The organism is Luteimonas terricola (assembly GCF_004352845.1).
GTDB lineage: Bacteria > Pseudomonadota > Gammaproteobacteria > Xanthomonadales > Xanthomonadaceae > Luteimonas > Luteimonas terricola.
Map to the genome: position 1 here is coordinate 676420 of NZ_SJRX01000001.1, position 23160 is coordinate 699579.

Sequence of the window (23160 nt, forward strand, 5' to 3'; positions counted from 1 at the left end):
GGCGGTCTCCCGGTGCGTGCGCGGCTCAGTCGGCCAGCGCGTAGATGGCGGGCAGGTTGCGGCCCTGTTCGTTGTAGTCCATGCCGTAGCCGAAGACGTAGCGGTCGGGCACGTCCACGCCCGACCAGTCGGCGCAGACGCCATCCACGCAGCGGTCGTGGACCTTGGTCGCCAGCACCGCCACGCGCACGTCGGCCGCGCCTTCGTCCTCGCACCAGCGGGTGACCGCCTTCAGCGTGTGGCCCTCGTCGAGGATGTCGTCGACCAGCAGCACGCGGCGGCCGCGCATCGGCGTGGCCGGGCGGTGCAGCCAGGCCAGGCGCGAGCCGCTGGTGCTGCCGCGGTAGCGGGTGGCGTGCAGGTAGTCGAACTCGAGGTCCAGCCCGCGGTCGCCCAGCGCGAACGCGAGCTGCGTGGCGAAGGGCATGCCGCCGTTCATGATGGTCACGTACAGCGGCGGGCGTTCGTCGTCGGCGTATTCGGCCTGGATGGCGTCGGCCATGTCCTGGATCGCCGTTTCCAGCGTGGCGCGATCGTGGATGACGTCGGCATCGGCCATGACGGCCGCGAGCGTGGGCGCGCTCATGCCGCCGCCCCGCCGCCGTGGCTCGCCGCGGCCCTGCCGTGGCGCGCGTCGGCCAGCAGTCCGTCCCAGCCCAGCGCGCCGCGACCCATCAGTCCGGCGAGCGCCATGGTGTTGAGGCTGCGGCCCTCGACCGCGACCAGAGACTCTTCGACCAGCTCCGGATGGCAGACCAGCACCACGTCGCAGCCGGCGTCGAGGTGCGCATCCACGCGCGCCTTGATGCCCCCCACGCCGTGCGCGGCGGCCATGCCGATGTCGTCGGAGAAGACCACGCCGCGGAAGCCCATGTCGCGGCGCAGGATGTCCTTGACCCAGCGCGGCGAGTACCCGGCCGGCTCCGGCGCAACCTGCGGATAGACCACGTGCGCGAGCATCACGGCGTCGGCGCCGGCTTCGATGCCTGCGGCGAAAGGCACGAGGTCCTCGGCGCGGATCACGTCCAGCGGACGGTCATCGACGGCATCGTCGAAGTGGGTGTCCTCGCGCACCGAGCCGTGTCCGGGGAAGTGCTTGAGGGTGGCGGCCATGCCGGCATCGTGCATGCCCTCGACGTAGGCGCGGGTGAACGCGGCGACGATGGCCGGATCATCGGAGAAGGCGCGGTCGCCGATCGCCAGGTTGCCGCGCCCCAGGTCGACCACCGGTGCGAAGCTGAGGTCGACGCCCGAGGCGCGGACTTCGCTGGCCATCAGCCAGGCGTGCTCGCGGGCGCGTTCAAGCGCGCCGTCCCGATCGCGCGCGTAGTCGCGGCCGAAGACCTCCAGCGGCGGCAGTGCGCTGTAGCCCTCGCGGAAGCGCTGCACGCGCCCGCCCTCCTGGTCGACGCAGACCAGCTGCGGACGCGGCGCGGCCTCGCGGATCGCCGCCGACAGTTCGGCCACCTGCGCGCGCGAAGCGAAGTTGCGGGTGAACAGGATCACGCCGGCGCAGGCATCGTGCTGCAGCCAGTCGCGCTCCCGGGCGGTGAGTTCGGTACCGGCGATGCCGATGACGAGCATGGACTTTCTCCTTCAGGCCGGTCCCGCGCGTTCCGCCCCGCTCCACTGCGAGTACGGCCGCGCGGCCAGTGCCAGATTGTAGTAGCGCGGGCAGTCGGTGGCCTCCACCCCCAGCCAGTCGGGGCGCTCGAAGTCCTCGTCGGCGCTTTCGAGCTCGATTTCGGCCACCACCAGGCCGGCGTTGTCACCGAGGAACTCGTCGACTTCCCAGAGATGGCCGCCGTGGCGCACCAGGTGGCGGCGCTTTTCGACCAGCCCGCCGACGCACAGCGCGAGCAGGTCGCGTGCCTCGCCCACGGGCAGCGGGTATTCGAACTCCTGCCGGGTGTGGCCGATCTCGCGCGACTTGATGTTGAGGAAGGCGCCGTCCCCTTCAAGGCGCACGCGCACCGATGCGCGCTGGCGGCCTTCGTCCATGGACGACTGGTCGTTGAGGTAGCCCTGGGCCATGGGCACGACGGCGTGGGCGGCGGCGCGCCAGCCGTCATCCGCCACCAGGAATTTCCGTTCGATCTCGATGGCCATCCAGAAATCCTACAGGGCCGGCAGGGCGGGGTCGAAGACGGCGATCGACTCGACGTGGGCGGTGTGGGGGAACATGTCCATGACTCCCGCGGCGCGCAGGTACCAGCCGCGCTCGTTGACGAGGTACGCGGCGTCGCGCGCCAGCGACCCGGGATGGCAGCTGACGTAGACGATGCGCTTGATGCCTTCCAGCGGCAGCTGCTGCAGGACTTCGAGCGCACCGGCGCGGGCGGGATCGAGCAGCAGCCTGTCGAACCCCGCGACCATCCATGGCTCCTGCGACAGGTCGGTAGCCAGGTCGGCGACGTGGAAGCTGACGTGGGCCATGCCATTGCGCACGGCGTTCTCCCGCGCGCGCGCCACCAGCCCGGCGTCGCCTTCGACGCCCACCACTTCCGATGCGGAGCGCCCCAGCGGCAGGCTGAAGTTGCCCAGCCCGCAGAACAGGTCGAGCACGCGCTCGCCCGGCTGCACGTCGAGCAGTTCCAGCGCGTGGGCGATCATCTTCGCGTTGAGCCCGGCGTTGACCTGGATGAAGTCCAGCGGCTGGAACTCCAGTTCGACGTCCCAGGGCGCGAGGCGGAACGACAGCTTCGGATCCGGCGGCCACAGCGGCGCGACCGAGTCGATGCCCTTCGGCTGCAGGAACACGGCGAATCCGTGCTCCTGCGCGAACGCGACGAGCGCCGCCTGGTCGCGATCGCCCAGCGGCTCGAGGTGGCGGACGACCAGCGCGATGGCATCGTCGCCGGCGGCGAACTCGATCTGCGGGATGGCCGCCCGCGCGTCCATGCCATCGACCAGCGTCGCCAGCGCCTGGATGCGGCTGCCCAGCGCCGGGATCACGGTGTGGCACTCGCGCAGCTCGGCGACGAAGCGCGCGTCGCGCTCACGGAAGCCGACCAGGGTCTTGCCCTTCTTCTCCACCCGGCGCACCGAGAACCGGCCCTTGCGGCGATAGCCCCAGGCCGTCCCGGTGAGCGGCGGCAGCCAGGCCTCGGGACGGACCGGGCCGACGCGCTCGAAGTCGTCCGCCAGCACGCGCGCCTTGGCGACGATCTGCCGGTCTCCGGCCATGTGCTGCAGGCTGCAGCCGCCGCACACGCCGAAGTGCGGACAGCGCGGCTCGACGCGCTCGGGCGAGGCCTGCAGCACGTCGACCGTCTCGGCCTGGTCGTATTCGCGCGAGCGCCCGGTCTGGCGCGCCATCACCCGTTCGCCGGCCAGGGCGCCGGCGATGAGCACCGTCTTGCCGGCGTGCGGGTGATCCACGGGCCGGCGGGCGATGCCGCGCCCGTCAGGGCCGAGGTCGATGATGTCCGCTTCGAACGGTGTCTGATTGATGCGTGCCAACGGCAGGAACTCTTCCGTAACGAAAGAAGCATTGTCTCAAAAGACACCGCCCCTCTTCCCCCGCGTGTGGGGGGAAGAGGCCCGAAGGGCAGACGGGGCCAATCTTGCAGGAGTGTCCCGTCAAAGCACCCCTACTTCTGCTTCCAGCTCCCACCCTGCTGGTACCACCAGCCGGAACGGGCGCTGGCCAACCACTGCCGTGCAAACACCTCGCGGATCTGCTTCTCCCACTCCGGATGCCCGTTGGCCACCGCGATCTCGCGGTACGCCGCGTTGCGGTCGCGGTTGTCGTCGGCCACCGCGGCGTTCACCGCGACGCGGTCCTTCAGCGGCAGCTTCGAGGCGTCGCGCACCACCACCATGCCGTCGCCGCTGAAGCCCAGCGCGCCGCTGTCGAAGTGCGGGCGCAGGACCGAGGAGAAGCGCGACTCCATCCGCTGCTGGATCGCCTGGATCGCGGGCGTGCGGATGGTGATGTCGGGCGTCTGCGCGTGCGCGGGAGCGATGCCGAGCAGCATCCAGGGATCGAAGGACACGCTCTGCGGTGCTGGCGCCGCGCGCAGCGCCATGCCGCCGGGCGTGCCGTCACCGGGAACATCCGGCGCCTGCGTCGCGCCCTCCTCCCCGATCACGTTCTCGACGAACTCCCGCGCCGCTTCGCGCGCCTCGGCCGCGGGGAAATAGACGTTGATGGTGACGCAGGCGGTGAGCGCCAGCGCGGCGACGAATGGCAGACCGGTCAAGCGCATGCAGTCCTCCTCGGACGGTTCAGTCGAACACCGGCGATACGTCGCCGGAACCCACCGCGGCCAGGCGTTCGACCAGGGTGTCCCAGTCGACATCCCGGTTGAAGCCGACGATGTCCAGGCGCGGCAGCCCGGCACCTTCGACGATAACAAACCCGCCGTCGCGAGGCTGAAGCCCCGCCATCGTGCAGCTGCCGTTCGCCAGCCTGCAGGAGATGCCGATCCGCCGGTAGCCGAAGTCGTCGAACAGGGCCAGCAGCTGGCCCTGCAGGCTGGCCGTGAACGAGGCATCGCCGACGCTGGAGATGTTCTGCACCGCGCGCTGGCTGATCCGCTGGCGTACCCCCCGGCGCGGCTCGGTATGCACTTCGGCGTCGAAGGCCACCGCCTCCCAGTCGACCAGGCGCAGGCCGTCGACGCGGCCGTGCAGGCGCCCGCCGATGCTGCCGAACTCGAACACGCCGGTCAGCGACTGCAGGTCGAGACCGTCGAGAGCGACGTCAGCCAGGAGCGTGGGGGCGACGCCGAAGGGCCGCTCCATCGCCAGCGACGACACCCGCAGCTCGCCGTCGAACGCGCGCACCACCAGGTCGCCGTCGAAGTCGAGGCGATCGCCGACATAGCGCGCGCCCGGGATGCTGCCCGACAGGGTGCCGGGGAACGCCGGCAGTCCCAGCGCCAGGGCGAGCTGCGTCATGTCCAGGGCCTCGACCGCCAATGCACCCTCCACCCTCAGCGGGCCGCCCGCGCCCGGCGGATGCAACAGCAGGTCGGATACCTCGAGCCGGCCATCGAGCAGCGGCACTTCGGCGGTGCCGGTCAGGCGCAGTTCGCCATCGCTGCTTCGCCATGGCAGCCGTGCGGGGCCGAAGGCAATCGCGCCCAGGGCGCCGCCGCGCCAGCGCAGCACACCGTCCGCGCTGCCCGTGGACACCAGGTGGACGCGACCGTCGAGGCCGTCGAAGCGGAAACGGTCGCCGGGCGCGGCGATGTCGAGCGAACGCGGCCGCAGGTCGACATCGGCCAGCCTGCCCTCGACCAGCGCGAGATCGACATCGAGCGCACCCGACAGGGCCAGCCCGCCCAGGCCGGCCAGGCCCAGCCAGCCCGACAGGTAGCGCTCCGGCAGGGGCGACACGTCGTCGCTGCGCAGCGACACCGTCAGCCCATCCAGGCCGTCCGCGCCCAGGCTTGCCTGGCCGCGCACCTCGAGTACGCCCGGATCGCTGGCCGCGAATTCCGTGAGCGCCCAGCCGTCGCGCCTGCCCTGCGCACGCAAGCGCACGGGCAGCGCGCGCTCCGGCAGCACGAAATAGCCACTGCCGAACAGCAGCTCGCCACCATGCAGTTCACCGTCAAGCGCGATCCGCGGCCCTTCGTCCAGAGCCAACCAGTCGAGGGACAGGCGCGCACCCAGCCCGGCCCCGGCATGGCGTGCGTCGACGCTGTCGAAGCCGCCGCCCGACAGCGCCAGCTCGCCTTCGAGGCGCATCGCGCCGTCTTCGGGAACGTGCGTGCGCAAACGCCCGTCGAGGCGACCTTCGCCCAGGCGCACGTCGGCCCACGCGCGCTCCGCGAGCGCCTGCGCCCAGGCCACCGGCACTTGCGCCAGGTCGATGGCGAACAGGTCCTGGGCCGCGTCGGTGCGCTGGAGCGCAAGCCGCGCACCGCGTCCGTCCGACAGCGAAGCCTCGATGCCGCCCGCCGGCAGCGCCAGCGCGAGCCGCAGCGGCGCACCCTGCCCTTCGCGCAGTTCGCCGTCGCAGCGCCATCCCCCGGCGCCGTCGCGACGCAGCGGGCAATGCCAGGCCAGCCGTTCGAAGCGATAGCCCAGGTCGGGCGCATGCGCGCTGCGTGCGGTGATCCGCAGGTCGCCCTCGGACGCGCCTGCCGGCCATGCCAGGCGCACCTCCACGCCTTCCAGCGTGGCCACCGGCGTGGACACCTGTGCCACGCGCGCCACCAGCGCGCGGGCGTCCGCCGCGCTGGCGGGCAGCAGCGCAAACAGTCCAAGCAGGGTTAAGATCCACGCTGGCATGGCTGCCAGAATAGCGACAGGAGCGTCTGCGCCGATGAAGCCCCGCATCCTGCTGGTCGAGGACGACCACACCACCGCGGCATTCCTCGCCGCCGCGGCCGAGGCGTTACCCGCCTGCGTCGACACCGTCGGCTCGCGCGCGGCCGCATGCGTACAGGCCGCCAACATCGCGTATTCGCTGTGGCTGATCGACGCCCACCTGCCCGATGGCGACGGCACCGGCCTGCTCGCTGAACTGCGTGGCCTGGGCCTCTCCACTCCCGCGATCGCACACACGGCCGCGCGCGAGGACGCGCTGCACCAGGCGCTGCACGACGCCGGCTTCGACGCGGTGCTGGTGAAGCCGCTGACGGCGGCGGCGCTGCGCGCTGCGCTGGCGGGGGCGCTCGCGGGACGCAGGTCGTCGCGCGTCGCCGAACCCCCGCCCGGCAGCGCGGGCGGTCCCGGGCCGGCACCGCAGGCCTGGGACGATGCCGCGGCCCTGCGCGCGCTCAACGGCGAGCGTGCCCACGTCGACGCGCTGCGCCAGCTGTTCCTGGCGGAACTGCCCGCAGCCCGCGCGCTGGTGGTGTCCTCCGCAGGCAGGGGTGACCAGGACGTCCTGCGCGATGTGCTGCATCGCCTGCGTGCAAGCTGCGGCTTCGTGGGCGCGGCGCGCCTCGGGCAGGCGGTGATCGCGCTCCAGGACGCACCTGCGTCGGCGGAGGCGCTGGCGTGGTTCGACGCCGCGGCTCAGGAGCTCTCGCCGCCGTCCTGAGCCACCGGCGGCGCGGACACGCGGCCCAGCTCCCCCAGCAGCTGCCACGAGGCCAGCGGCCGACCGCCGAGATGCGCCTCCAGCACTTCGCGCAGCACCCGGCGCAGGCCGCCCAGGTCTTCCACAGGCGGGGCGGTATCCGCCGCGAGCGCCAGCAGCGCGCGCCCGGTGGCCGTGCGCCCACGCTCGCCGCCGCGCTCGCCACGCACGCGTACCGGCCCGTGCCCGGGATCCAGGCGGTAGCGTGCGGCCGCGTCGATCGGATCGCCGTCGCCCTCGTGCGCGTAGTCCAGCCCGACGCCGGTGGCGTCGAGCAGGTCGCGTTCGAAGCGGCGCAGGGTCCAGGCCAGCGGCTCGCCGGCGGCCAGGCGCGCGCGCAGTTCGCCATAGGTCGCGTAAAGCTCGGGCTGCGGATCCTGCCGCGGCGCCAGGCGCAGCACGAGCTCATTGGCGTAGAAGCCCGACAGCATGGCCTCGCCCTGCAGCCGCGGCGCGGCATCGAGCGCCTCGGCGGCGTTCAGGTGCGCCAGCTCACCGCGCAGCACGGCGTCGAAGCGGATGTGCTGCAGCGGCTGCAGCGCCGCGCGCAGCGCCTGCCGGCGGGGGCCGCGCACGCCGCGCGCGACCAGGCCCAGGCGTCCGTGTTCCGCGCACAGGACCTCGACCAGCAGGCTGGTTTCGCGCCAGGGCCGGGCGTGGAGGACATAGGCGTGTTCGCCGAGGATCCGCATAGGAACATTGTAGGAGCGGCTATGGCCGCTCCTGCAGTTGCAGACCCGTGGTTATTGGTCGTAGCCGAAGCTGCGCAGCGCGGCCTCGTCGTCGGACCAGCCGGCGCGGACGCGTACGAAGGTCTCGAGGAAGACCTTGCAGCCGAAGAGTCGCTCCATCGACAACCGTGCCTTGCTGCCGATCTCGCGCAGGCGCAGGCCGCCCTTGCCGATCACGATCGCCTTCTGGCCGTCGCGCTCCACCCATACCACCGCGCCGATGCGCAGCAGCGGGCCGGACTTCGACACGTCCTCGGTGAACGACTCGATCTCGACCGTGGTCGAATACGGAAGCTCGGCGCCGAGCTGGCGCATCAGCTGCTCGCGCAGCAGCTCGGCGGCGAGGAAGCGCTGGCTCTTGTCGGTGATCTCGTCCTCGTCGAAGGCCGGCGGACCCTCCGGGACCAGGGCCAGGAGCTCGGCGACCAGGGCGTCCAGCCCGGTGCGCTTGAGCGCGGATACCGGATGCACGCCCGCGAACTCGCGGCCTTCGGTGGCCTTCTGCAGGTAGGGCAGCAGCGCGGCCTTGTCGCGGATGCGGTCGACCTGGTTCACCACCAGCACCACCGGCACCTTCGCATCGCGCAGCGCTTCGTAGGCCAACGTGTCCTCTTCGTCCCAGCGTCCCGCCTCGACCACCAGCACCGCGGCGTCCACGCCCTCGAGCGCGCCACGCGCGGCCCGGTTCATCATCCGGTGCATGGCGGTGGCCGACTGGCTGCGCTGCCCGCGGTGGATGCCGGGCGTGTCGACCAGCTGCAGCTGGCCACCGGGGAAGGTGGCGATGCCCAGCAGCCGGTGGCGCGTGGTCTGCGGGCGGTTGGAGACGATGCTGACCTTGGCGCCCACCAGGGCATTGACCAGGGTGGACTTGCCGACGTTGGGCCTGCCGACGATGGCGACCGCGCCGCTGCGGCTGGCGCCTTGGATGTTCATGTCTTGGTGGATTCCAGTTGGGCGAGCGCCGCGGAGGCGGCGTCCTGTTCGGCGGCGCGGCGGGAGCTGCCGCTGCCTTCGGCGGTGAGTGTGGGCTCGGTCAGCACGCAGCGCACGTGAAAGATCCGCGCGTGCTCCTCGCCGCCCTCGGAGAGCAGCTCGTAAGCCGGCAGCGGGCGCTGGCGTGCCTGCAGCCACTCCTGCAGCCGGGTCTTGGGGTCCTTGCCGATGCCGCCGGCGGGAAGGGCCCCGATATGCGGCTCGAACCAGGGCATCACGGCCCCGCGGCAGGCCTCGAAGCCGACGTCGAGGTAGATCGCGCCGACCACGGCCTCCAGCGCGTCCGACAGGATCGAGTCGCGGCGGTGGCCGCCGGACTTCATCTCGCCGGGGCCGAGGGTGATGCGCGCGCCCAGGTCCAGGTCGCGCGCGATCCGCGCCAGCGACGACTCGCGCACCAGTTCCGCCCGTGCGCGGGTCATGGCGCCTTCGTCGGCCTTGGGCCAGCGCAGGTACAGCGCCTCGGCGACGATCAGCCCGACCAGGGCATCGCCGAGGAATTCCAGGCGCTCGTTGTGGGGCGCGCCGGCGCTGCGGTGCGTCAGCGCCTGCGCCAGCAGCGCGGGATCGCGGAACACATGGCCCGCGATGCGCGCATCGGCATCAGTCGACCGCACCGGCCCTGGTCAGCATCTGCGTGGACTCGAACTTGCCCACCACGTCGAGATTGCCGATCAGCGGCTTGCGGACCTCGTACCGGACGTCCATCTGCCAGCCGGCGCCGACGCGCTTGATCTTGACGTGTTCGGGCTTCACGTTCTCCGAGTAGCTGATGTACAGCCGGCGGAAGAACAGGTCCTGGATCTTGCGCGGGTCGGTGTTGGCTATGCCCGGCTCGTTGGCCAGGCCCTTCATCGCCGAGCGCACGCTGTAGTACTCCGAGTACATCGGGAACAGCTTCATGCCGACGTAGGCGAACAGCCCCACCACGGCCAGCACGATGATGAACCCGAGCAGGGTGATGCCGCGTTGCGAATTCCTCATTGCCCCTCTCCCCTCGTTCCCCGATGTGGTCGTTTGGTGCCAGCCAGGCTCTGCGGCATCACAGGCGCGTGCCGATGCGGTTGAAGTCGACGCCGCCGGCGGCGCTGTCGAAGTTCATCCACACCAGGAACGCCTTGCCGCGGAGCTGTGATTCCGGCAGCGTGCCCCAGAAGCGGCTGTCGTCGCTTCTATCACGATTGTCGCCCATCACGAAATATTCGCCCGCCGGCACGGCCCACTCGCCCACGCCGTGGTTGGTGAAGAGCGGGCTGTCGATCTCGAGCACTTCGTGACGGCCGTTGCCCAGGTCCTCGGCCAACAGGGTGGCGCCGGTCATTTCCTCGCCCCGGCCCTTGCCCACGTAGGCGCCGATGGCCTGGTACGCGGACGGCTCGCCGTTCACGTACAGGACGTTGTCGCGGTAGGCGATGCGGTCGCCGGGCAGGCCGACCACGCGCTTGATCCAGTCCTGGTCGGGATACTGCGGCGGCCGGAACACGACCACGTCGCCGCGCTCGGGCAGGCCGATGTCGACGATCTTCTTGTTGTTCACCGGCAGCCGCAGGCCGTAGGCGAACTTGTTGACCAGGATGAAGTCGCCGATCAGCAGCGTCGGCATCATCGAGCTCGACGGGATCCGGAACGGCTCGGCCACGAAGCCGCGCAGCAGCAGCACCGCGGCCAGGATCGGGAAGAAGGCGCGGGCGTAATCGACCACGACCGGCTCGCGGTCTTCGTCGAGCAGCCCGGCGCGCGCCTTGCGCGCCTTGGCGAAGAACAGCCGGTCGAGCAGCCATATGAGGCCGGAGGCGAAGGTCAGGATGACCAGCCCGAGTTCGAACCACTTCATGCGCGCACCCCGCCGGCGACGCGCCCTGCGCCCGCCGTCACTTGTTGTCCACCTGGAGCACCGCGAGGAAGGCTTCCTGCGGGATTTCGACGCGACCGACCTGTTTCATGCGCTTCTTGCCTTCCTTCTGCTTCTCCAGAAGCTTCTTCTTGCGCGAGATGTCGCCACCATAGCATTTGGCCAGCACGTTCTTGCGCAGCGCCTTGACCGAGGTCCGGGCGATGATCTGCGAGCCGATCGCGGCCTGGATCGCGACGTCGAACTGCTGCCGCGGGATCAGTTCCTTCATCCGCTCGGTGAGGTCGCGGCCGCGCCGATCGGCGTGGCTGCGGTGGACGATGATCGACAGCGCGTCGACCTTGTCACCGTTGATCAGCGTGTCCACGCGCACGAAGGGGCCGGCATCGAAGCGCACGAAGTGGTAGTCCAGCGAGGCATAGCCGCGCGAGACCGACTTCAGGCGGTCGAAGAAATCCAGTACCACCTCGGCCATCGGCAGTTCGTAGCTGATCTGCACCTGGCTGCCGAGGTACTGGATGCCGATCTGGCTGCCGCGCTTCTCCTCGCACAGGGTGATCACGTTGCCGACGTAGTCCGGCGGCGTGAGGATGTTGGCGCGGATGATTGGCTCGCGCACCTCTTCGATCTTGTTGGCCGGCGGCAGCTTGGCGGGGTTGTCGAGCGACATCACCTCTCCGTCGGTCTGCAGCACCTCGTACACCACCGTCGGCGCGGTGCTGATGAGGTTGAGGTCGTACTCGCGCTCCAGGCGCTCCTGCACGATCTCCATGTGCAGCATGCCGAGGAAGCCGCAGCGGAAGCCGAAGCCCATCGCCTCCGAGCTTTCCGGCTCGAAGCGCAGCGCGGCGTCATTCAGTCGCAGCTTGTCGAGCGCTTCGCGCAGGTCCGGGTAGTCATCGGCGTCCACCGGGAACAGGCCGGAGAACACACGCGGTTGCATCTCCTGGAAGCCTGGCAGCGGCCCGGGCGCCGGGTCCGACGCCAGCGTCAACGTGTCGCCGACGGGAGCGCCGTGCACGTCCTTGATGCTGGCATTGATCCAGCCCACCTCGCCCGCGCGCAGGACCGGCATGTCCTTGCGCTTCGGTGTGAACACGCCGACCTTGTCGACCAGGTGGGTGCGTCCGGTCGACATCACCAGGATCTTGGCGCCGGCCTTGATCTCCCCCTGCATCACGCGCACCAGCGAGACCACGCCCAGGTAATTGTCGAACCAGGAGTCGATGATCAGCGCCTGCAGCTTGTCGGTGTCGCGCGGCTGCGGCGGCGGGATGCGGTGGACGATGGCCTCCAGCACGTCCTCGACGTTGAGGCCGGTCTTGGCGCTGACCGCCACCGCGTCGGAGGCGTCGATGCCGATCACCGCCTCGATCTCGGCCTTCGCACGCTCGATGTCGGCCGTGGGCAGGTCGATCTTGTTGAGCACCGGTACCACTTCCAGGCCCTGCTCCACCGCGGTGTAGCAGTTGGCCACCGACTGCGCTTCCACGCCCTGCGCGGCATCGACCACCAGCAGCGCGCCCTCGCAGGCGGCCAGCGAGCGGCTGACCTCGTAGCTGAAGTCGACGTGCCCGGGGGTGTCGATGAAATTGAGGTGGTAGGTCTCGCCGTTGCGCGCCGTGTAGGGCACCGACACCGACTGCGCCTTGATGGTGATGCCGCGCTCGCGCTCGATCGGGTTGTTGTCGAGCACCTGCGCTTCCATCTCGCGCGCGGTCAGGCCACCGCAGATCTGGATGATGCGGTCGGCAAGCGTCGACTTGCCGTGGTCGACGTGGGCGATGATGGAAAAGTTGCGGATGTTCCGCATCTGGTCTGGAGGCATGGGGGGTCGCAGGCGGGGCCGTATCGGGCCGGGTGGCGTCGAACGGAACATTGTCGCACAGCCCGCCGGGCTCCCTTCCCCCGCAAGGCGGGGGGAGGGTGTCACCGGGACCGCTTCTTTACTCGGCCTCTTCCCGCGGAGTCACCGCGATGAACTGGGTCCCGCCGCTGCGGTTGCGAACCAGCAGCATCACGGTTTCCCCGGCCTTGACCTTGCCGAGCTCGCGGTCGAGCGCGGCCGGGGTGGCCACGTTGACGCGGCCGACCTGCAGGATCACGTCCCCCGGCTGGATGCCGGCGCTGCGCGCCGCCAGGCCTTCGACGCGGGCCACGGCCACGCCTTCGTCGGGCTTGAGGTCGAGCCTGCGACGCTGCTCGGCGCCGAGCTCGCTGCCGACGACGCCCAGCGGATTGCTCTGCTGCGCCGCCGGCGCGCGTGCCGAGGAGCGCGGGCTGGCGGCGGCCAGGCCCTCGTCGAGCTCATCCAGGGTCACGGTGAAGTCGCGGAGGCGGCCTTCACGCCAGACCTTCATGGTGACGCGGCTGCCCGGCGCGCGCGCGCCGATCATCGGCGGCAGGTCGCTGGACTGGTTGATGCGGGTGCCGTCGACCTCGCGGACCACGTCGCCGCGCTCGATGCCGGCCTTCTCCGCCGGGCCGCCCTGGATGACGTCGACCACCAGCGCACCGCGGGTGTCGGGCAGGCCCAGGCCCTTCGCGTCGTCGGCCCGGATCTCCTGCACCTGCACGCCCACCTGGCCGCGACGCACCTGGCCGGTGTCCTTGAGCTGCTCGGCGACGTTCATCACCACGTCGATCGGGATCGCGAAGCTGACGCCCATGTAGCCGCCGGAGTTGGAGAAAATCTGCGAGTTGATGCCGATCACCTCGCCGCGGGTGTTGAGCAGCGGACCGCCGGAGTTGCCGCGGTTGATCGCGACGTCGGTCTGGATGAAGGGCACGTAGCGCTGGTTGGCGTAGCGGTTGGCGCGGCCCACGGCGCTGACGATGCCCGCGGTGACCGACTGGTCGAAGCCGAACGGCGAGCCGATCGCGACCGCCCACTGGCCGGGCTTGACGTCATTGGCGTCGCCCGCGCGCAGGAAGGGCAGGCCCTCGGCGTCGATCTTCAGCACCGCCACGTCGGACTGTTCGTCACTGCCGACGACCTCGGCGGTGAAGCCGCGGCGGTCGGGCAATGTCACCTTGACTTCACTGGCGTTGGCGACGACGTGGTGGTTGGTGATCACGTAGCCGTCGGTGGAGATCAGGAAGCCGCTGCCCATCGACATGCCGCCGCGCCCACCCGGATCCTGCGGAACGCCGGGGAACGGCATGCCGGGGCCGAAGAAGCGGCGGAAGAACTCGGGCATCTCGTCGGGCATCTGCTGCGCCTGACGGTTGCCTCTGGGGCCCATGGTGACCTCGATATTGACCACCGCCGGGGCGACGCGATCGACCAGGCGGGTGAAATCGGGAAGGCCGGTGACCAGCGGTGTGGATGCGGGCGCGGTGGCGGCGGAAGCGGCCTGCTCCTGCTGCGACTGCGCGGTGGCGGCCGGGATCACGACGGCCGCCGTGCCGGCGGCAGTGAGGGCGACCAGGGCAAGGGCGTAGGCAGGAGATTTCATCGGGGAGTGGGCCTCGACAGGGACATGGGAACGAAACGGGAATCGGATCCGCCGGTCGCAGGCGCGACTGACGCGCCTGCGGCGATCGCGAGCTTATCGGGACGGGTCGGACCCGAGCTCGGGGGCGGGTGGTTCATCCACCCCGGCCTCGGGCTCCGGCCGCGCGACGTTGTCATCCGCGCGACGTGCAGCGTTCGGATCCAGCCGCGGCTGGAACGGGGCGAACGCTTCGGCCTGCGGCAGGCCATAGCGGGCGGCGAACGGCTGCGCGCCCGCCAGGCCCGGCAGCACCGCGCGCGGCCAGGGCCGCGTGGTCGCGGCCGGCAGCGCGCCGAACAGGGCATCCCCGTCCATGGCGGCCGACGGCATGGCCGCAAACAGCGACACGCCCGGGTCGGCAGCGGCAGGCACGGAGGCCCCGGGAACGACGGCCGGCGGCGGCGAAGCAGCCGCCACGGCGCGCAACGGCGGAGCCTCGGCGGCCGCCTGCGAGCGCCTCACGGCGGCGCGCTGGGACTGGCTGCGGGTGCTGTTGCGCTCCGCGGCGCGGCGCGGCACTTCGGCCACCGCGACCGCCATCGGTGCGGCAGCAGCGGCCAGCAGGGCCGCCGCGTTGTCCGGTGCGGATGTCGACTCCTGGGGCGGTGCCGCGGTGTCGCCGGCATCGGCCAGCGCGACCGGCGGCGCGTTCTGCACCAGGGCCGGCGCGGAGCGCGCAGGGCTGGCGGCCTCGACCAGCTCCGGCGCCTGCGCGTCGGGCAGCTGCCGGGCCATGAACAGCGCCACCAGGGCCATCGACGCGGCCAGCGCGCCGCCGCCCCAGCGAAGCAGGCGGTGCGGGCGCTGCGGGCGGGTGCCGACGGCGGACGCGGTCACCCCGCCCGCCGCAGGCGCGGCAATCGCCGCCGCCACCCGCTGCGAAAAATCGGCCGGCAGCAGCGCGTGGCCGTGGCCGCGCAGCAAGTCGCCACAGACCTGCCAGCGCTCCCAGCACGCGGCGAGTTCGTCGTCGTGCTGCAGGCGGCGCAGCATGAAGCGCGCCTGGTCCGGGGACAGCTCGCCGTCGAGCATCGCCGACAGCTGCCGACGGTTGTGGGCGTACAGCTTGTCCGGCGGCGCCACTTCGAAATCGATATCGATGTTGTCGTTGTCGTGGGTCATCTCGTGCTCATCGCGCCGCGCGGTCGGGCGCGGATCCGGTGTCCATCAGCGGCTTGAGCTCCAGGTCAATCGCTTCGCGGGCGCGGAAGATGCGCGAGCGGACGGTACCGATCGGGCAATCCATGCGCGTGGCGATCTCCTCGTAGCTCAGGCCCTCGACCTCGCGCAGGGTGATGGCCATGCGCAGCTCTTCGGGCAGTGCTTGGACCGCGCGCAGCACCGTTTGTTCCATCTGCTGGCGCATCAGTTCACGTTCGGGCGTGTCGTTGTCGCGCAGGCCGATGCCGGAATCGAAATGTTCGGCATCCTCCAGGTCCACGTCGTCGGTGGGCGGGCGGCGATTGCTTGCGACCAGGTGGTTCTTGGCGGTGTTGACGGCGATGCGGTGCAACCAGGTGTAGAACTGCGCGTCGCCGCGGAAATTGCCGATCGCGCGATACGCACGGATGAAGGTTTCCTGCGCGACGTCCTGGCATTCGCTCCAGTCCCGCACGTAGCGCCCCACCAGTGCGGCCACCCGGTGCTGGTACTTGCGCACCAGCAGGTCGAACGCCGCCATGTCGCCGCGCTGGACGCGGCGGACGAGGTCCTGGTCGAGTTGCGGGCTGTCGATTGGCGGGCTGTCGATTGGCGTGTCGTCGATTTCGGCCATCGGCCGGTGCTCTCCTCGGGACCGGCCCTGGGACCGGAGATTGACCTTCACACTGCGGAAAAGTTCCGCACTGCAGGATGATCTGGGGTCACGTTCACCGTCCCGCAAGCCGCGGTGGACATCCGGGGCATTTGACGCGGGTGAAACGGACTCTGGATCATAGGCAGTTCCCCGTACTCTGACGGATGGTTCCGCATGATTGCTGGCCTCGATGGTCTGCGCTTCAGCCACTGGCAAGCCGAGCAGCGCCCCGACGGCGTCGTCCTGCTGACATTCGACCGCGCCGGCGAGTCGGTCAACACCTTCGCGCAGGACGTGCTGGTCGAACTCGACGCACTGCTCGAACGCCTGGCCCTGGACCCGCCGAAGGGGCTGGTGCTGCGCTCGGGCAAGGCGCGCGGCTTCATTGCCGGCGCGGACATCCGCGAGTTCGCCGAGTTCGACGCCAAGGGCACGATCGGCGATTCGATCCGCCGCGGCCAACAGGCCTTCCAGCGCCTGGCCGAACTGCCCTGCCCCACGGTGGCCGCGATCCACGGCTTCTGCATGGGCGGGGGCACCGAGATCTCGCTGGCCTGCCGCTACCGCGTCGCCAGCAACGATCCGTCCACGCGCATCGGCCTGCCCGAAGTGAAGCTGGGCATCTACCCGGGCTGGGGCGGCAGCGTGCGCCTGCCGCGCCTGGTCGGGACGCCGGCGGCGATGGACATGATGCTCACCGGGCGCACGCTGTCGGCGTCGGCAGCCAAGGGCATCGGCCTGGTGGACCGGGTCGTGGAGCCGGCGCAGCTTGTCGAGGCCGCGGTCGCGCTTGCGCTGAAGGGCGAGGTACGGCCGTTCAAGCAGCGCTTCATGGGCTGGCTCACCAATATCTGGCCCGCGCGCCAGCTGCTGGCGCCGATGCTGGTCAAGCAGGTCGCGCGCAAGGCCCGCAGGGAGCACTATCCCGCGCCTTATGCGCTGGTCGAGACCTGGCGCCGCACCGGCGGCGGCATCCAGAAGCGCCTGACGGCCGAGCGCAAGTCCGTGGTGAAGCTTGCCGGCACCCCGACCGCGCGCAACCTGACCCGCGTGTTCTTCCTGCAGGAGCGGCTGAAGGCCCTGGGCGGCAAGGACAGTGGCATCGCACGCGTGCATGTGGTCGGCGCCGGCGTGATGGGCGGCGACATCGCGGCCTGGGCGGCATACAAGGGCTTCGAGGTCACGCTGCAGGACCGCGAGCAGGTCTATATCGACAAGGCCATGGCGCGCGCGCAGGCGCTGTTCGCGAAGAAGGTGAAGGTGGAGGCGAAGCGGCCCGAGGTCGCGGCGCGACTGAAGTCGGACCTCGCCGGCGAAGGCGTGGCCGGTGCGGATCTCGTGATCGAGGCGATCGTCGAGCAGCCCGAGGCCAAACGCGCGCTCTACGCGGGCGTGGAGCCGAAGCTCAAGGCCGACGCCCTGCTCACCACCAATACCTCGTCGATCCCGCTGGACGAGCTGCGCACCGGCCTTGTCCGCCCGGCGCAGTTCGCCGGCCTGCACTACTTCAACCCGGTGGCGATGATGCCGCTGGTGGAGATCGTGCGCCACGACGCCATGGACGCCGACACCGAGCGCCGCCTGGCCGCGTTCTGCAAGGCGATCGACAAGCTGCCCGTGCCCGTGGCCGGCACGCCGGGTTTCCTGGTCAACCGGCTGCTGTTCCCGTACATGCTCGAAGCCGCGACTGCGTACTCCGAAGGCATTCCGGGCGCGGTGATCGACCGCGCGGCGGTGAAGTTCGGCATGCCGATGGGCCCGATCGAGCTGATCGACACCGTGGGCCTGGACGTAGCCACCGGCGTGTGCGCCGAACTCGCGCCCTTCCTCGGCCTGCCGGTTCCGGCGTCGCTGTCGACGCCACCGGAAGCCGGCAAGCGCGGCAAGAAGGACGGCAAGGGCCTGTACACCTGGGAAGACGGCAAGCCGAAGAAGCCCGAGGTGCCCAAGGATTACAAGGTGCCGGCCGACCTCGAGGACCGCCTCATCCTGCCGCTGGTCAATGAAGCCGTCGCCGCGCTGCACGAGGGCGTGGTGGCCGACGGCGACCTGCTCGACGCGGGCGTGATCTTCGGCACCGGCTTCGCGCCGTTCCGCGGCGGTCCGATCCAGTACCTGCGCGAGAGTGGCGTGGATGCCGTGCTGCTGCGGCTCAAGGCGCTGCAGGCGACACACGGCGACCGCTTCGCGCCGCGGCCGGGTTGGGATTCACCCGCGCTGCGGAAATAGAACGCAAGACTGCGCTCTCTCCCGAAGCCCGACCCTCTTCCCCCGCATTGCGGGGGGAAGGGATCAGAGACGCGAGGCGGTCAGTTCGATGTCGGCGTTCTTCCAGGCTTCGGCAAAGCGGCGGTCCGCCTCGCCCGCCTCGTCCGCCTTGCGCTGCGCCTTCAGGCTCTCCGCCAGGCCGAACAGCGACCAGCCGTTGCCGGGATTGCGGCGGAGTTCCTCGCGGTAGACCTGCTCGGCATCCCCCGGACGCCCCGCGGCCAGCAGCACCGCGCCCAGCGAGTGCCGCACCGGTGCGTGCCAGCCCGGCGGCTCGTCATACGGAATGCCGTCCTCGATGGCCGTTGCTTCGCGCAGCGCCGCCACGGCGGCGTCATCGTCGCCGCGGGCGGCGGCGAGCTCCGCGGTGAGCATGCGTTCGGCGATCCGCGCCGCGTGGGCCAGCGGATAGCGGTCCCAGACCATCAACTCGTCCATCAGCGGGTCGGCGGCAAGCGGACGCAGCGCGGCGAGATGCCCGTCGGCATCGTCCAGCCGCGACTGCCGCACGGCCGCCATGCCCCGCGCGTAGTTCCAGATCACGGTGACATAGGGCAGGTCCTGCGCGGGATTGGGCGCATTGGCGATCTCGTCCCAGCGGCCGAAGCGCACGCGCTCGAACCAGGGCGTCATCCAGTAGTGCTGCAGGCCGGCGAAGCCCGGCTGGCGCATCAGGTCCTGCAGGTCGGTGCGCTCGGCGGTGTGTCGCGCGGCCTCGCCGGCAAGCGCGCTGTTGCCCTCCATGCTGGCCGCGAACCACAGGAAGTGGTGGTTGTGCGGCACATAGCCCAGCGGGTACACGCCCTGCACGTTGCCACGACAGATCGCGAGGTAGGCGTCGTCGGCCTCGATCGCACGCTGGTTCGCGAGCACGGCGTCGTGCCAGCGTCCGACCCGCGCATAGATGTGCGCGGGCATGTGCACCAGGTGACCCGACCCCGGCACCAGATCACGCAGGCGGTCGGCGGCGACGGCGCCCCGCTGCGGGTCGGCCGAGGCTTCGACCGCATGCACGTACAGGTGCAGGGCCCCTGCATGCTCGGGATTGCGCTCGATCACCGACTCCAGCACATCGACGATCTCGGCGGTGTGGCCTTTCGGTCGCAGCGCCTGGTCGTAGTAGTTCCACGGCTGCAGGTCCATGAGCGCCTCGGCGTGGAACACCGCGGCGTCGAGATCGTCCGGGCGCTGCGCCATCAGCGACCGGGTGGCCTTGGCATACGCCTCGTCCAGTGGACGCCGATCTTCGGGGGGCTCGGCTGGCGTCGCGTAGCGCGTCGACAATGCCTCGATGAACGCCTGCTCGCGCGCGTCGGCGCCGGGTGCCAGTTCGCGCGCCCGCTGCAGCCGGTCCCAGGCGTCGGCGCTGTCGCCGGGGTCCATCGCGGCGTTGACGTGCGGCCCGAGCACCAGGGACGCACCCCACCAGCACATCGCGCATTCGGGGTCGAGCTCGGTGGCCTTGAGGAAGGAGCGCTCAGCGGCGTCGTGGTTGAAGCCGTAGGTCAGCGCCAGGCCCTGGTCGAACCAGCGCTGCACGTCGGGATGCTTGCTGGTGACCGGGAAGCTGTAGTTGCCCAGTCCATCGAGCAGCACCGCGCCGACCAGCGCCATTTCCGGAGGCGAGACCACCGGCTCGGCCGCCACGGGCGGCGCTTGCCTGCAGCCGATGCAGGCGGTCGCGATCAGGCTTGCAGCGAACGAAAGGGCGATGGTGCGTTGGAGGTTCATGGGGGGTCTCCTGCAACGGATGACACTCCCTGACCAACGCGCGGAATATTCCGGGGCGGACACCGGGAAGGATTCCGTGGGGTTGCCCCCCATCCGCCCCCGTTAAGGGCACCTTCCCCCACAGGCGGGGTGAAGGGCGCGCGCCCGGGTTACATCGTGTGGGTGGCCTTGTCGGCGTTCAGGGTGCCGGCCAGCAGGGTCTCGATCTTGCCCTTCACGTTCTCGCCTTCGGCGGTGTCGGCGAACTGCACGCCGATGCCGGCCGTGCGGTTGCCCTGCGCGCCCGGCGGCGTGACCCAGACCACCTTGCCCGCGGCGGGCAGGCGTTCGTTGGACTCGGGCAGGGTCAGCAGCACGAAGACCTCGTCGCCGATGAAATAGCGGCGCGTGGTCGGCACGAAGATGCCGCCGTGCTTGAGGTAGGGCATGTAGGCCGCGTACAGCTGGGCCTTGTCCTTGACCGCCAGGGACAGGATGCCCTGCCGCGCGCCACCACCGGTTGCACTCATCGCATCATTCCCCTTGCCTTGTCGCCGGCCGCGTCGCGCCATGCGAGCAGCAGGTCCACCACTGCCAGATCGGCGCGGATCGTGCTGCGCAGCAGCTCGCGCGTGCGGTTGGCGGTATCGAACCAGGCGGCCAGCTTCCGGATTCGCATCGGATCGGTCAAGCCGACGGCCTGGTCGCGCGACAGGTCGGCCGCGTGCAGCAGGCGCTGCATCGCCAGTTCATCGGCGGTCCAGGCCTTGGCGACCTCGAGCGGCGACGCCGAATTCGACGCGATCTTGGCGAGGTCGGCCGCGACCTCCCGGCGCAGCGCCAGGCCGCCATCGCGCAGCCAGGCATCGGCGAGGCCGGGATGGCCACGGGCGGCGGCCAGCGCCTCGGTGGCCGCGGCGGCCGGGTGGCCCTGCGCATTCAGCCAGGCCATCGCTTCGTCGGCCGGCGGCAGGCGGAACTCCAGGCGCTGGCAGCGGCTGCGGATGGTCGCGGGCAGGCGCGCGGGATTGGCGCAGACCAGCCACAGGTAGCGGCCGGGCACCGGCTCCTCGAGCGTCTTGAGCAGGGCGTTGGCCGCGGCATCGTTCATGTCGTCGGCCGGATCGATGATCGCGACCTTGGCGCTGCCGTACTGCGGCGTGGTGGACAGGCGCACCGACAGCTCGCGCACCTGGTCGACCGGGACCACCGTCATCTGCCGGGGCGGCGACGGCGTGTGCCGCCAGGCATGGCCGACGAAGATGGCATCGGGGTGGCCCGGATGGCCCCAGGGCTGCGACAGCGAACCGTCCGGGCGCTGCTCCAGCGGATCCTTCTGCGAACGCGCGTGGTAAAGCGTACAGGCGCGGCACTGCCCGCAGGGACGCGCCACATGGTCGGTCGACAGGCACAGCACGCGCTGCGCGAGGCGCTCGGCCACCAGCCGCTTGCCGAGCATCGCCGGGCCGCAGAACAGCAGTGCGTGGCCCATGCGCCCCGCGTCCAGCGCGGCGGCGGCGTGGTCGTGCATGCGCTGCTGCCAGGGCGCGAGCGCGGCGTCGAGGCTCATGCCGCCTCCGTGAAGTCGCGCAGCGCCGCGACGGCCACCGCCACGACATCGTCGACCGGGCGCGATGCGTCGACCACGCGGAAGCGCTCCGGCTCGGCAGCGGCACGCGCCAGGAAGGCCGCGCGCACGCGTTCGAAGAAGGCGTCGCGCTCGCTCTCGATGCGGTCGGGCCGCCGGTCGCGGCCCTGGATGCGCGCGCGTCCCGCCGCGACATCGATGTCGAGCAGCAGCGTCAGGCCCGGGCGGATGCCGACCACGCGCCGCTCGAGTGCGGCGATGAAATCCTGGTCCAGCCCGCGCCCGCCGCCCTGGTAGGCGTAGCTGGAATCGGTGAAGCGATCGCACAGCACCCATGCGCCGCGCTCAAGCGCAGGCAGCACGGTCGCGCGCACGTGCTGCGCGCGCGCGGCGAACATCAGCAGCAGCTCGGTCTCCGCCGACACCGCCTCGTCGCCGGGGTGCAGCAGCAGGCCGCGGATCTTCTCCGCCAGCGGCGTCCCACCGGGCTCCCGGGTGACGAGCACTTCGCGGCCGGAAGCCTCGAGCTCCGCGCGCAGCGCGGCCAGCACCGTGGTCTTGCCGGCGCCCTCGCCGCCTTCCAGCGACACCAGGCGCGGATGCATGGGCAGCGCGCTCATCGCGGGCCGTGCCGTTCGCGGTAGCGGCGCACGTACTGGCGCACGGCGGCGTTGTGCGCCTGGAGCGTCGGCGAGAACACATGGCGGCCGCTGCCGTCGCCGATGGCGACGAAGTACAGCGCGTCGGTCTCCTCCGGCTGCGTGGCCGCGCGCAGCGCGTGGGCGCCGACCATCGCGATCGGGGTCGGCGGCAGCCCGTCGCGGGTATAGGTGTTGTACGGCGTGTCGGTGAGCAGGTCGCTGCGGCGGATGTTGCCGTCGAAGCCCGCACCCATGCCGTAGATCACCGTCGGGTCGGTCTGCAGGCGCATGCCGATGCGCATGCGACGGGTGAACACGCCGGCGATCATCGGCCGCTCTTCGGCGATGCCGGTCTCCTTCTCGACGATGGAGGCCAGCACCAGCGCCTCCTCGGGCGTATCGATCGGAAGGCCGTCCGCGCGCGCCTGCCAGGCCGCGTCCAGGGCGCGATCAAGGTCGGCGGCGGCGCGGCGCAGCAGGTCGATGTCGGTGTCGCCGCGGTCGTAGGCGTAGGTCTCGGGCAGGAAGCGGCCTTCGGGATGCACGCCCTCGCGGCCGATCATCGCCATCAAGGCCGCGTCATCGACCTCGTGCAGGGTCCGCACCAGAGGCTCGGCACGGCCCAGCGCGGCGCGCAGCTCGCGGATGCTCCAGCCTTCGACGATGGTGAAATGGTGGCGGACCACCTTGCCATCGCGCATGTGCTCGAGCAGCTGGATCGGGGTGATGCCGGGCTCCAGCGCGTACTCGCCGACCTGGATGCGGCCCCCGGTGTCCTGCAGGCGCACCAGCAGGCGCCATTCGAGGTCCCGCCCGGCGTCGATGCCCTGCGAGCGCAGGCGCGCAACCACGCGCGGCAGCGTGTCGCCGCGCTCCACCATCAGGTTGTCGCCGGCTTCGACGCCCGGGAGCGGGGCGTTGGCGAAGCGCTGGAAGCCACTCCACGCCCACCAGCCGGCCGCGCCCGCGGCCAGGGCGGACAGTACGAACAGGACCAGGACGATGCGCTTGAGCGCCTTCATGGCGCGGTCTCGACGGTG

General features: G+C 70.9%; 22 protein-coding genes. 2 read left to right on the top strand and 20 right to left on the bottom strand.

Translation table 11 applies throughout. The annotated features are described in order from the left end of the window. Positions 1 to 25 precede the first annotated feature (25 nt). From E2169_RS03075 to E2169_RS03100, 6 genes are all read right to left on the bottom strand, one after another. The gene (locus E2169_RS03075; RefSeq protein ID WP_132985119.1) at positions 26 to 586 is read right to left on the bottom strand and encodes a hypoxanthine-guanine phosphoribosyltransferase; all 561 of its coding nucleotides are present in this window, start codon (positions 584 to 586) and stop codon (positions 26 to 28) included. Continuing rightward, positions 583 to 1584: a beta-N-acetylhexosaminidase gene (nagZ, locus tag E2169_RS03080; protein WP_132985120.1), complete on the bottom strand. Its 1002-nt coding sequence runs from the start codon at positions 1582 to 1584 to the stop codon at positions 583 to 585. Before nagZ ends, E2169_RS03075 begins: the two co-directional genes overlap by 4 nt. A 12-nt stretch (positions 1585 to 1596) precedes the next feature. Then, a complete protein-coding gene (locus E2169_RS03085; protein ID WP_132985121.1) occupies positions 1597 to 2109 on the bottom strand; it encodes a CYTH domain-containing protein in 513 nt (170 codons plus the stop codon). Positions 2110 to 2118: 9 nt separating this feature from the next. Then, positions 2119 to 3462: a 23S rRNA (uracil(1939)-C(5))-methyltransferase RlmD gene (gene rlmD, locus E2169_RS03090; RefSeq protein ID WP_132985122.1), complete on the bottom strand. Its 1344-nt coding sequence runs from the start codon at positions 3460 to 3462 to the stop codon at positions 2119 to 2121. A 131-nt stretch (positions 3463 to 3593) separates the two neighbouring features. After that, on the bottom strand, positions 3594 to 4211 hold the full coding sequence (locus tag E2169_RS03095; protein WP_132985123.1) for a YdbL family probable chaperone protein: 618 nt from the start codon (positions 4209 to 4211) through the stop codon (positions 3594 to 3596). Between the two features lie 19 nt (positions 4212 to 4230). Continuing rightward, positions 4231 to 6246, bottom strand: a complete 2016-nt coding sequence (locus E2169_RS03100; protein ID WP_132985124.1) for a hypothetical protein — start codon at positions 6244 to 6246, stop codon at positions 4231 to 4233. A 34-nt stretch (positions 6247 to 6280) separates the two neighbouring features. On the opposite strand from E2169_RS03100, the gene E2169_RS03105 reads away from it, so the two are divergent. Further along, positions 6281 to 7003, top strand: a complete 723-nt coding sequence (locus E2169_RS03105; protein WP_132985125.1) for a response regulator — start codon at positions 6281 to 6283, stop codon at positions 7001 to 7003. Here the strand turns inward: E2169_RS03105 and recO are convergent. The 9 genes from recO to rpoE form a co-directional block, all read right to left on the bottom strand. Continuing rightward, a complete protein-coding gene (recO, locus tag E2169_RS03110) occupies positions 6979 to 7734 on the bottom strand; it encodes a DNA repair protein RecO (RefSeq protein WP_132985126.1) in 756 nt (251 codons plus the stop codon). The two genes, E2169_RS03105 and recO, sit on opposite strands and share 25 nt — an antisense overlap. Positions 7735 to 7785: 51 nt before the next feature. Next, a complete protein-coding gene (era, locus tag E2169_RS03115; protein WP_132985127.1) occupies positions 7786 to 8709 on the bottom strand; it encodes a GTPase Era in 924 nt (307 codons plus the stop codon). Continuing rightward, positions 8706 to 9386, bottom strand: coding sequence for a ribonuclease III (gene rnc, locus E2169_RS03120; protein ID WP_132985128.1), 681 nt, complete (start codon positions 9384 to 9386; stop codon positions 8706 to 8708). The genes era and rnc overlap by 4 nt, the downstream gene beginning before the upstream one ends. Next, on the bottom strand, positions 9373 to 9753 hold the full coding sequence (locus tag E2169_RS03125) for a DUF4845 domain-containing protein (RefSeq protein ID WP_132985129.1): 381 nt from the start codon (positions 9751 to 9753) through the stop codon (positions 9373 to 9375). The genes rnc and E2169_RS03125 overlap by 14 nt, the downstream gene beginning before the upstream one ends. 58 nt (positions 9754 to 9811) lie before the next feature. Next, complete coding sequence (gene lepB, locus E2169_RS03130) at positions 9812 to 10603, bottom strand: signal peptidase I (RefSeq protein ID WP_132985130.1); 792 nt, start codon at positions 10601 to 10603, stop codon at positions 9812 to 9814. A gap of 37 nt (positions 10604 to 10640) precedes the next feature. Next, positions 10641 to 12434: a translation elongation factor 4 gene (gene lepA / locus E2169_RS03135; RefSeq protein ID WP_165942328.1), complete on the bottom strand. Its 1794-nt coding sequence runs from the start codon at positions 12432 to 12434 to the stop codon at positions 10641 to 10643. 133 nt (positions 12435 to 12567) lie between these two features. After that, a complete protein-coding gene (locus tag E2169_RS03140; protein WP_132985132.1) occupies positions 12568 to 14079 on the bottom strand; it encodes a Do family serine endopeptidase in 1512 nt (503 codons plus the stop codon). A gap of 93 nt (positions 14080 to 14172) precedes the next feature. Further along, on the bottom strand, positions 14173 to 15240 hold the full coding sequence (locus tag E2169_RS03145) for an RseA family anti-sigma factor (RefSeq protein ID WP_132985133.1): 1068 nt from the start codon (positions 15238 to 15240) through the stop codon (positions 14173 to 14175). Positions 15241 to 15247: 7 nt separating this feature from the next. After that, on the bottom strand, positions 15248 to 15892 hold the full coding sequence (gene rpoE, locus E2169_RS03150; RefSeq protein ID WP_132985134.1) for an RNA polymerase sigma factor RpoE: 645 nt from the start codon (positions 15890 to 15892) through the stop codon (positions 15248 to 15250). 195 nt (positions 15893 to 16087) lie between these two features. Here rpoE and E2169_RS03155 point away from each other — a divergent pair, with 195 nt between their 5' ends. Continuing rightward, positions 16088 to 18142, top strand: coding sequence for a 3-hydroxyacyl-CoA dehydrogenase NAD-binding domain-containing protein (locus tag E2169_RS03155; RefSeq protein WP_132985135.1), 2055 nt, complete (start codon positions 16088 to 16090; stop codon positions 18140 to 18142). A gap of 63 nt (positions 18143 to 18205) precedes the next feature. Here the strand turns inward: E2169_RS03155 and E2169_RS03160 are convergent, their stop codons facing one another. From E2169_RS03160 to mltG, 5 genes are all read right to left on the bottom strand, one after another. Continuing rightward, positions 18206 to 19912, bottom strand: coding sequence for a tetratricopeptide repeat protein (locus E2169_RS03160; RefSeq protein WP_132985136.1), 1707 nt, complete (start codon positions 19910 to 19912; stop codon positions 18206 to 18208). Between the two features lie 149 nt (positions 19913 to 20061). Continuing rightward, on the bottom strand, positions 20062 to 20421 hold the full coding sequence (locus E2169_RS03165) for a PilZ domain-containing protein (protein ID WP_132985137.1): 360 nt from the start codon (positions 20419 to 20421) through the stop codon (positions 20062 to 20064). Further along, complete coding sequence (locus tag E2169_RS03170) at positions 20418 to 21461, bottom strand: DNA polymerase III subunit delta' (RefSeq protein WP_132985138.1); 1044 nt, start codon at positions 21459 to 21461, stop codon at positions 20418 to 20420. Before E2169_RS03170 ends, E2169_RS03165 begins: the two co-directional genes overlap by 4 nt. After that, positions 21458 to 22099 (bottom strand): dTMP kinase, encoded by a 642-nt coding sequence (gene tmk / locus E2169_RS03175; protein ID WP_132985139.1) that lies wholly within the window; start codon positions 22097 to 22099, stop codon positions 21458 to 21460. Before tmk ends, E2169_RS03170 begins: the two co-directional genes overlap by 4 nt. Next, positions 22096 to 23142 carry an endolytic transglycosylase MltG gene (mltG, locus tag E2169_RS03180; RefSeq protein ID WP_132985140.1) on the bottom strand — a complete coding sequence of 349 codons (1047 nt, stop codon included), beginning with the start codon at positions 23140 to 23142 and terminating at the stop codon, positions 22096 to 22098. Before mltG ends, tmk begins: the two co-directional genes overlap by 4 nt. Positions 23143 to 23160 lie beyond the last annotated feature (18 nt).

Coding starts and splice junctions, on each gene's coding strand:
- E2169_RS03075 (WP_132985119.1), bottom strand. CDS start 586: ATGAGCGCGCCCACGCTCGCGGCCGTCATGGCCGATGCCGACGTCATC.
- nagZ (WP_132985120.1), bottom strand. CDS start 1,584: ATGCTCGTCATCGGCATCGCCGGTACCGAACTCACCGCCCGGGAGCGC.
- E2169_RS03085 (WP_132985121.1), bottom strand. CDS start 2,109: ATGGCCATCGAGATCGAACGGAAATTCCTGGTGGCGGATGACGGCTGG.
- E2169_RS03095 (WP_132985123.1), bottom strand. CDS start 4,211: ATGCGCTTGACCGGTCTGCCATTCGTCGCCGCGCTGGCGCTCACCGCC.
- E2169_RS03100 (WP_132985124.1), bottom strand. CDS start 6,246: ATGCCAGCGTGGATCTTAACCCTGCTTGGACTGTTTGCGCTGCTGCCC.
- E2169_RS03105 (WP_132985125.1), top strand. CDS start 6,281: ATGAAGCCCCGCATCCTGCTGGTCGAGGACGACCACACCACCGCGGCA.
- recO (WP_132985126.1), bottom strand. CDS start 7,734: ATGCGGATCCTCGGCGAACACGCCTATGTCCTCCACGCCCGGCCCTGG.
- era (WP_132985127.1), bottom strand. CDS start 8,709: ATGAACATCCAAGGCGCCAGCCGCAGCGGCGCGGTCGCCATCGTCGGC.
- E2169_RS03125 (WP_132985129.1), bottom strand. CDS start 9,753: ATGAGGAATTCGCAACGCGGCATCACCCTGCTCGGGTTCATCATCGTG.
- lepB (WP_132985130.1), bottom strand. CDS start 10,603: ATGAAGTGGTTCGAACTCGGGCTGGTCATCCTGACCTTCGCCTCCGGC.
- lepA (WP_165942328.1), bottom strand. CDS start 12,434: ATGCGGAACATCCGCAACTTTTCCATCATCGCCCACGTCGACCACGGC.
- E2169_RS03140 (WP_132985132.1), bottom strand. CDS start 14,079: ATGAAATCTCCTGCCTACGCCCTTGCCCTGGTCGCCCTCACTGCCGCC.
- E2169_RS03145 (WP_132985133.1), bottom strand. CDS start 15,240: ATGACCCACGACAACGACAACATCGATATCGATTTCGAAGTGGCGCCG.
- rpoE (WP_132985134.1), bottom strand. CDS start 15,892: ATGGCCGAAATCGACGACACGCCAATCGACAGCCCGCCAATCGACAGC.
- E2169_RS03155 (WP_132985135.1), top strand. CDS start 16,088: ATGATTGCTGGCCTCGATGGTCTGCGCTTCAGCCACTGGCAAGCCGAG.
- E2169_RS03160 (WP_132985136.1), bottom strand. CDS start 19,912: ATGAACCTCCAACGCACCATCGCCCTTTCGTTCGCTGCAAGCCTGATC.
- E2169_RS03165 (WP_132985137.1), bottom strand. CDS start 20,421: ATGAGTGCAACCGGTGGTGGCGCGCGGCAGGGCATCCTGTCCCTGGCG.
- E2169_RS03170 (WP_132985138.1), bottom strand. CDS start 21,461: ATGAGCCTCGACGCCGCGCTCGCGCCCTGGCAGCAGCGCATGCACGAC.
- tmk (WP_132985139.1), bottom strand. CDS start 22,099: ATGAGCGCGCTGCCCATGCATCCGCGCCTGGTGTCGCTGGAAGGCGGC.
- mltG (WP_132985140.1), bottom strand. CDS start 23,142: ATGAAGGCGCTCAAGCGCATCGTCCTGGTCCTGTTCGTACTGTCCGCC.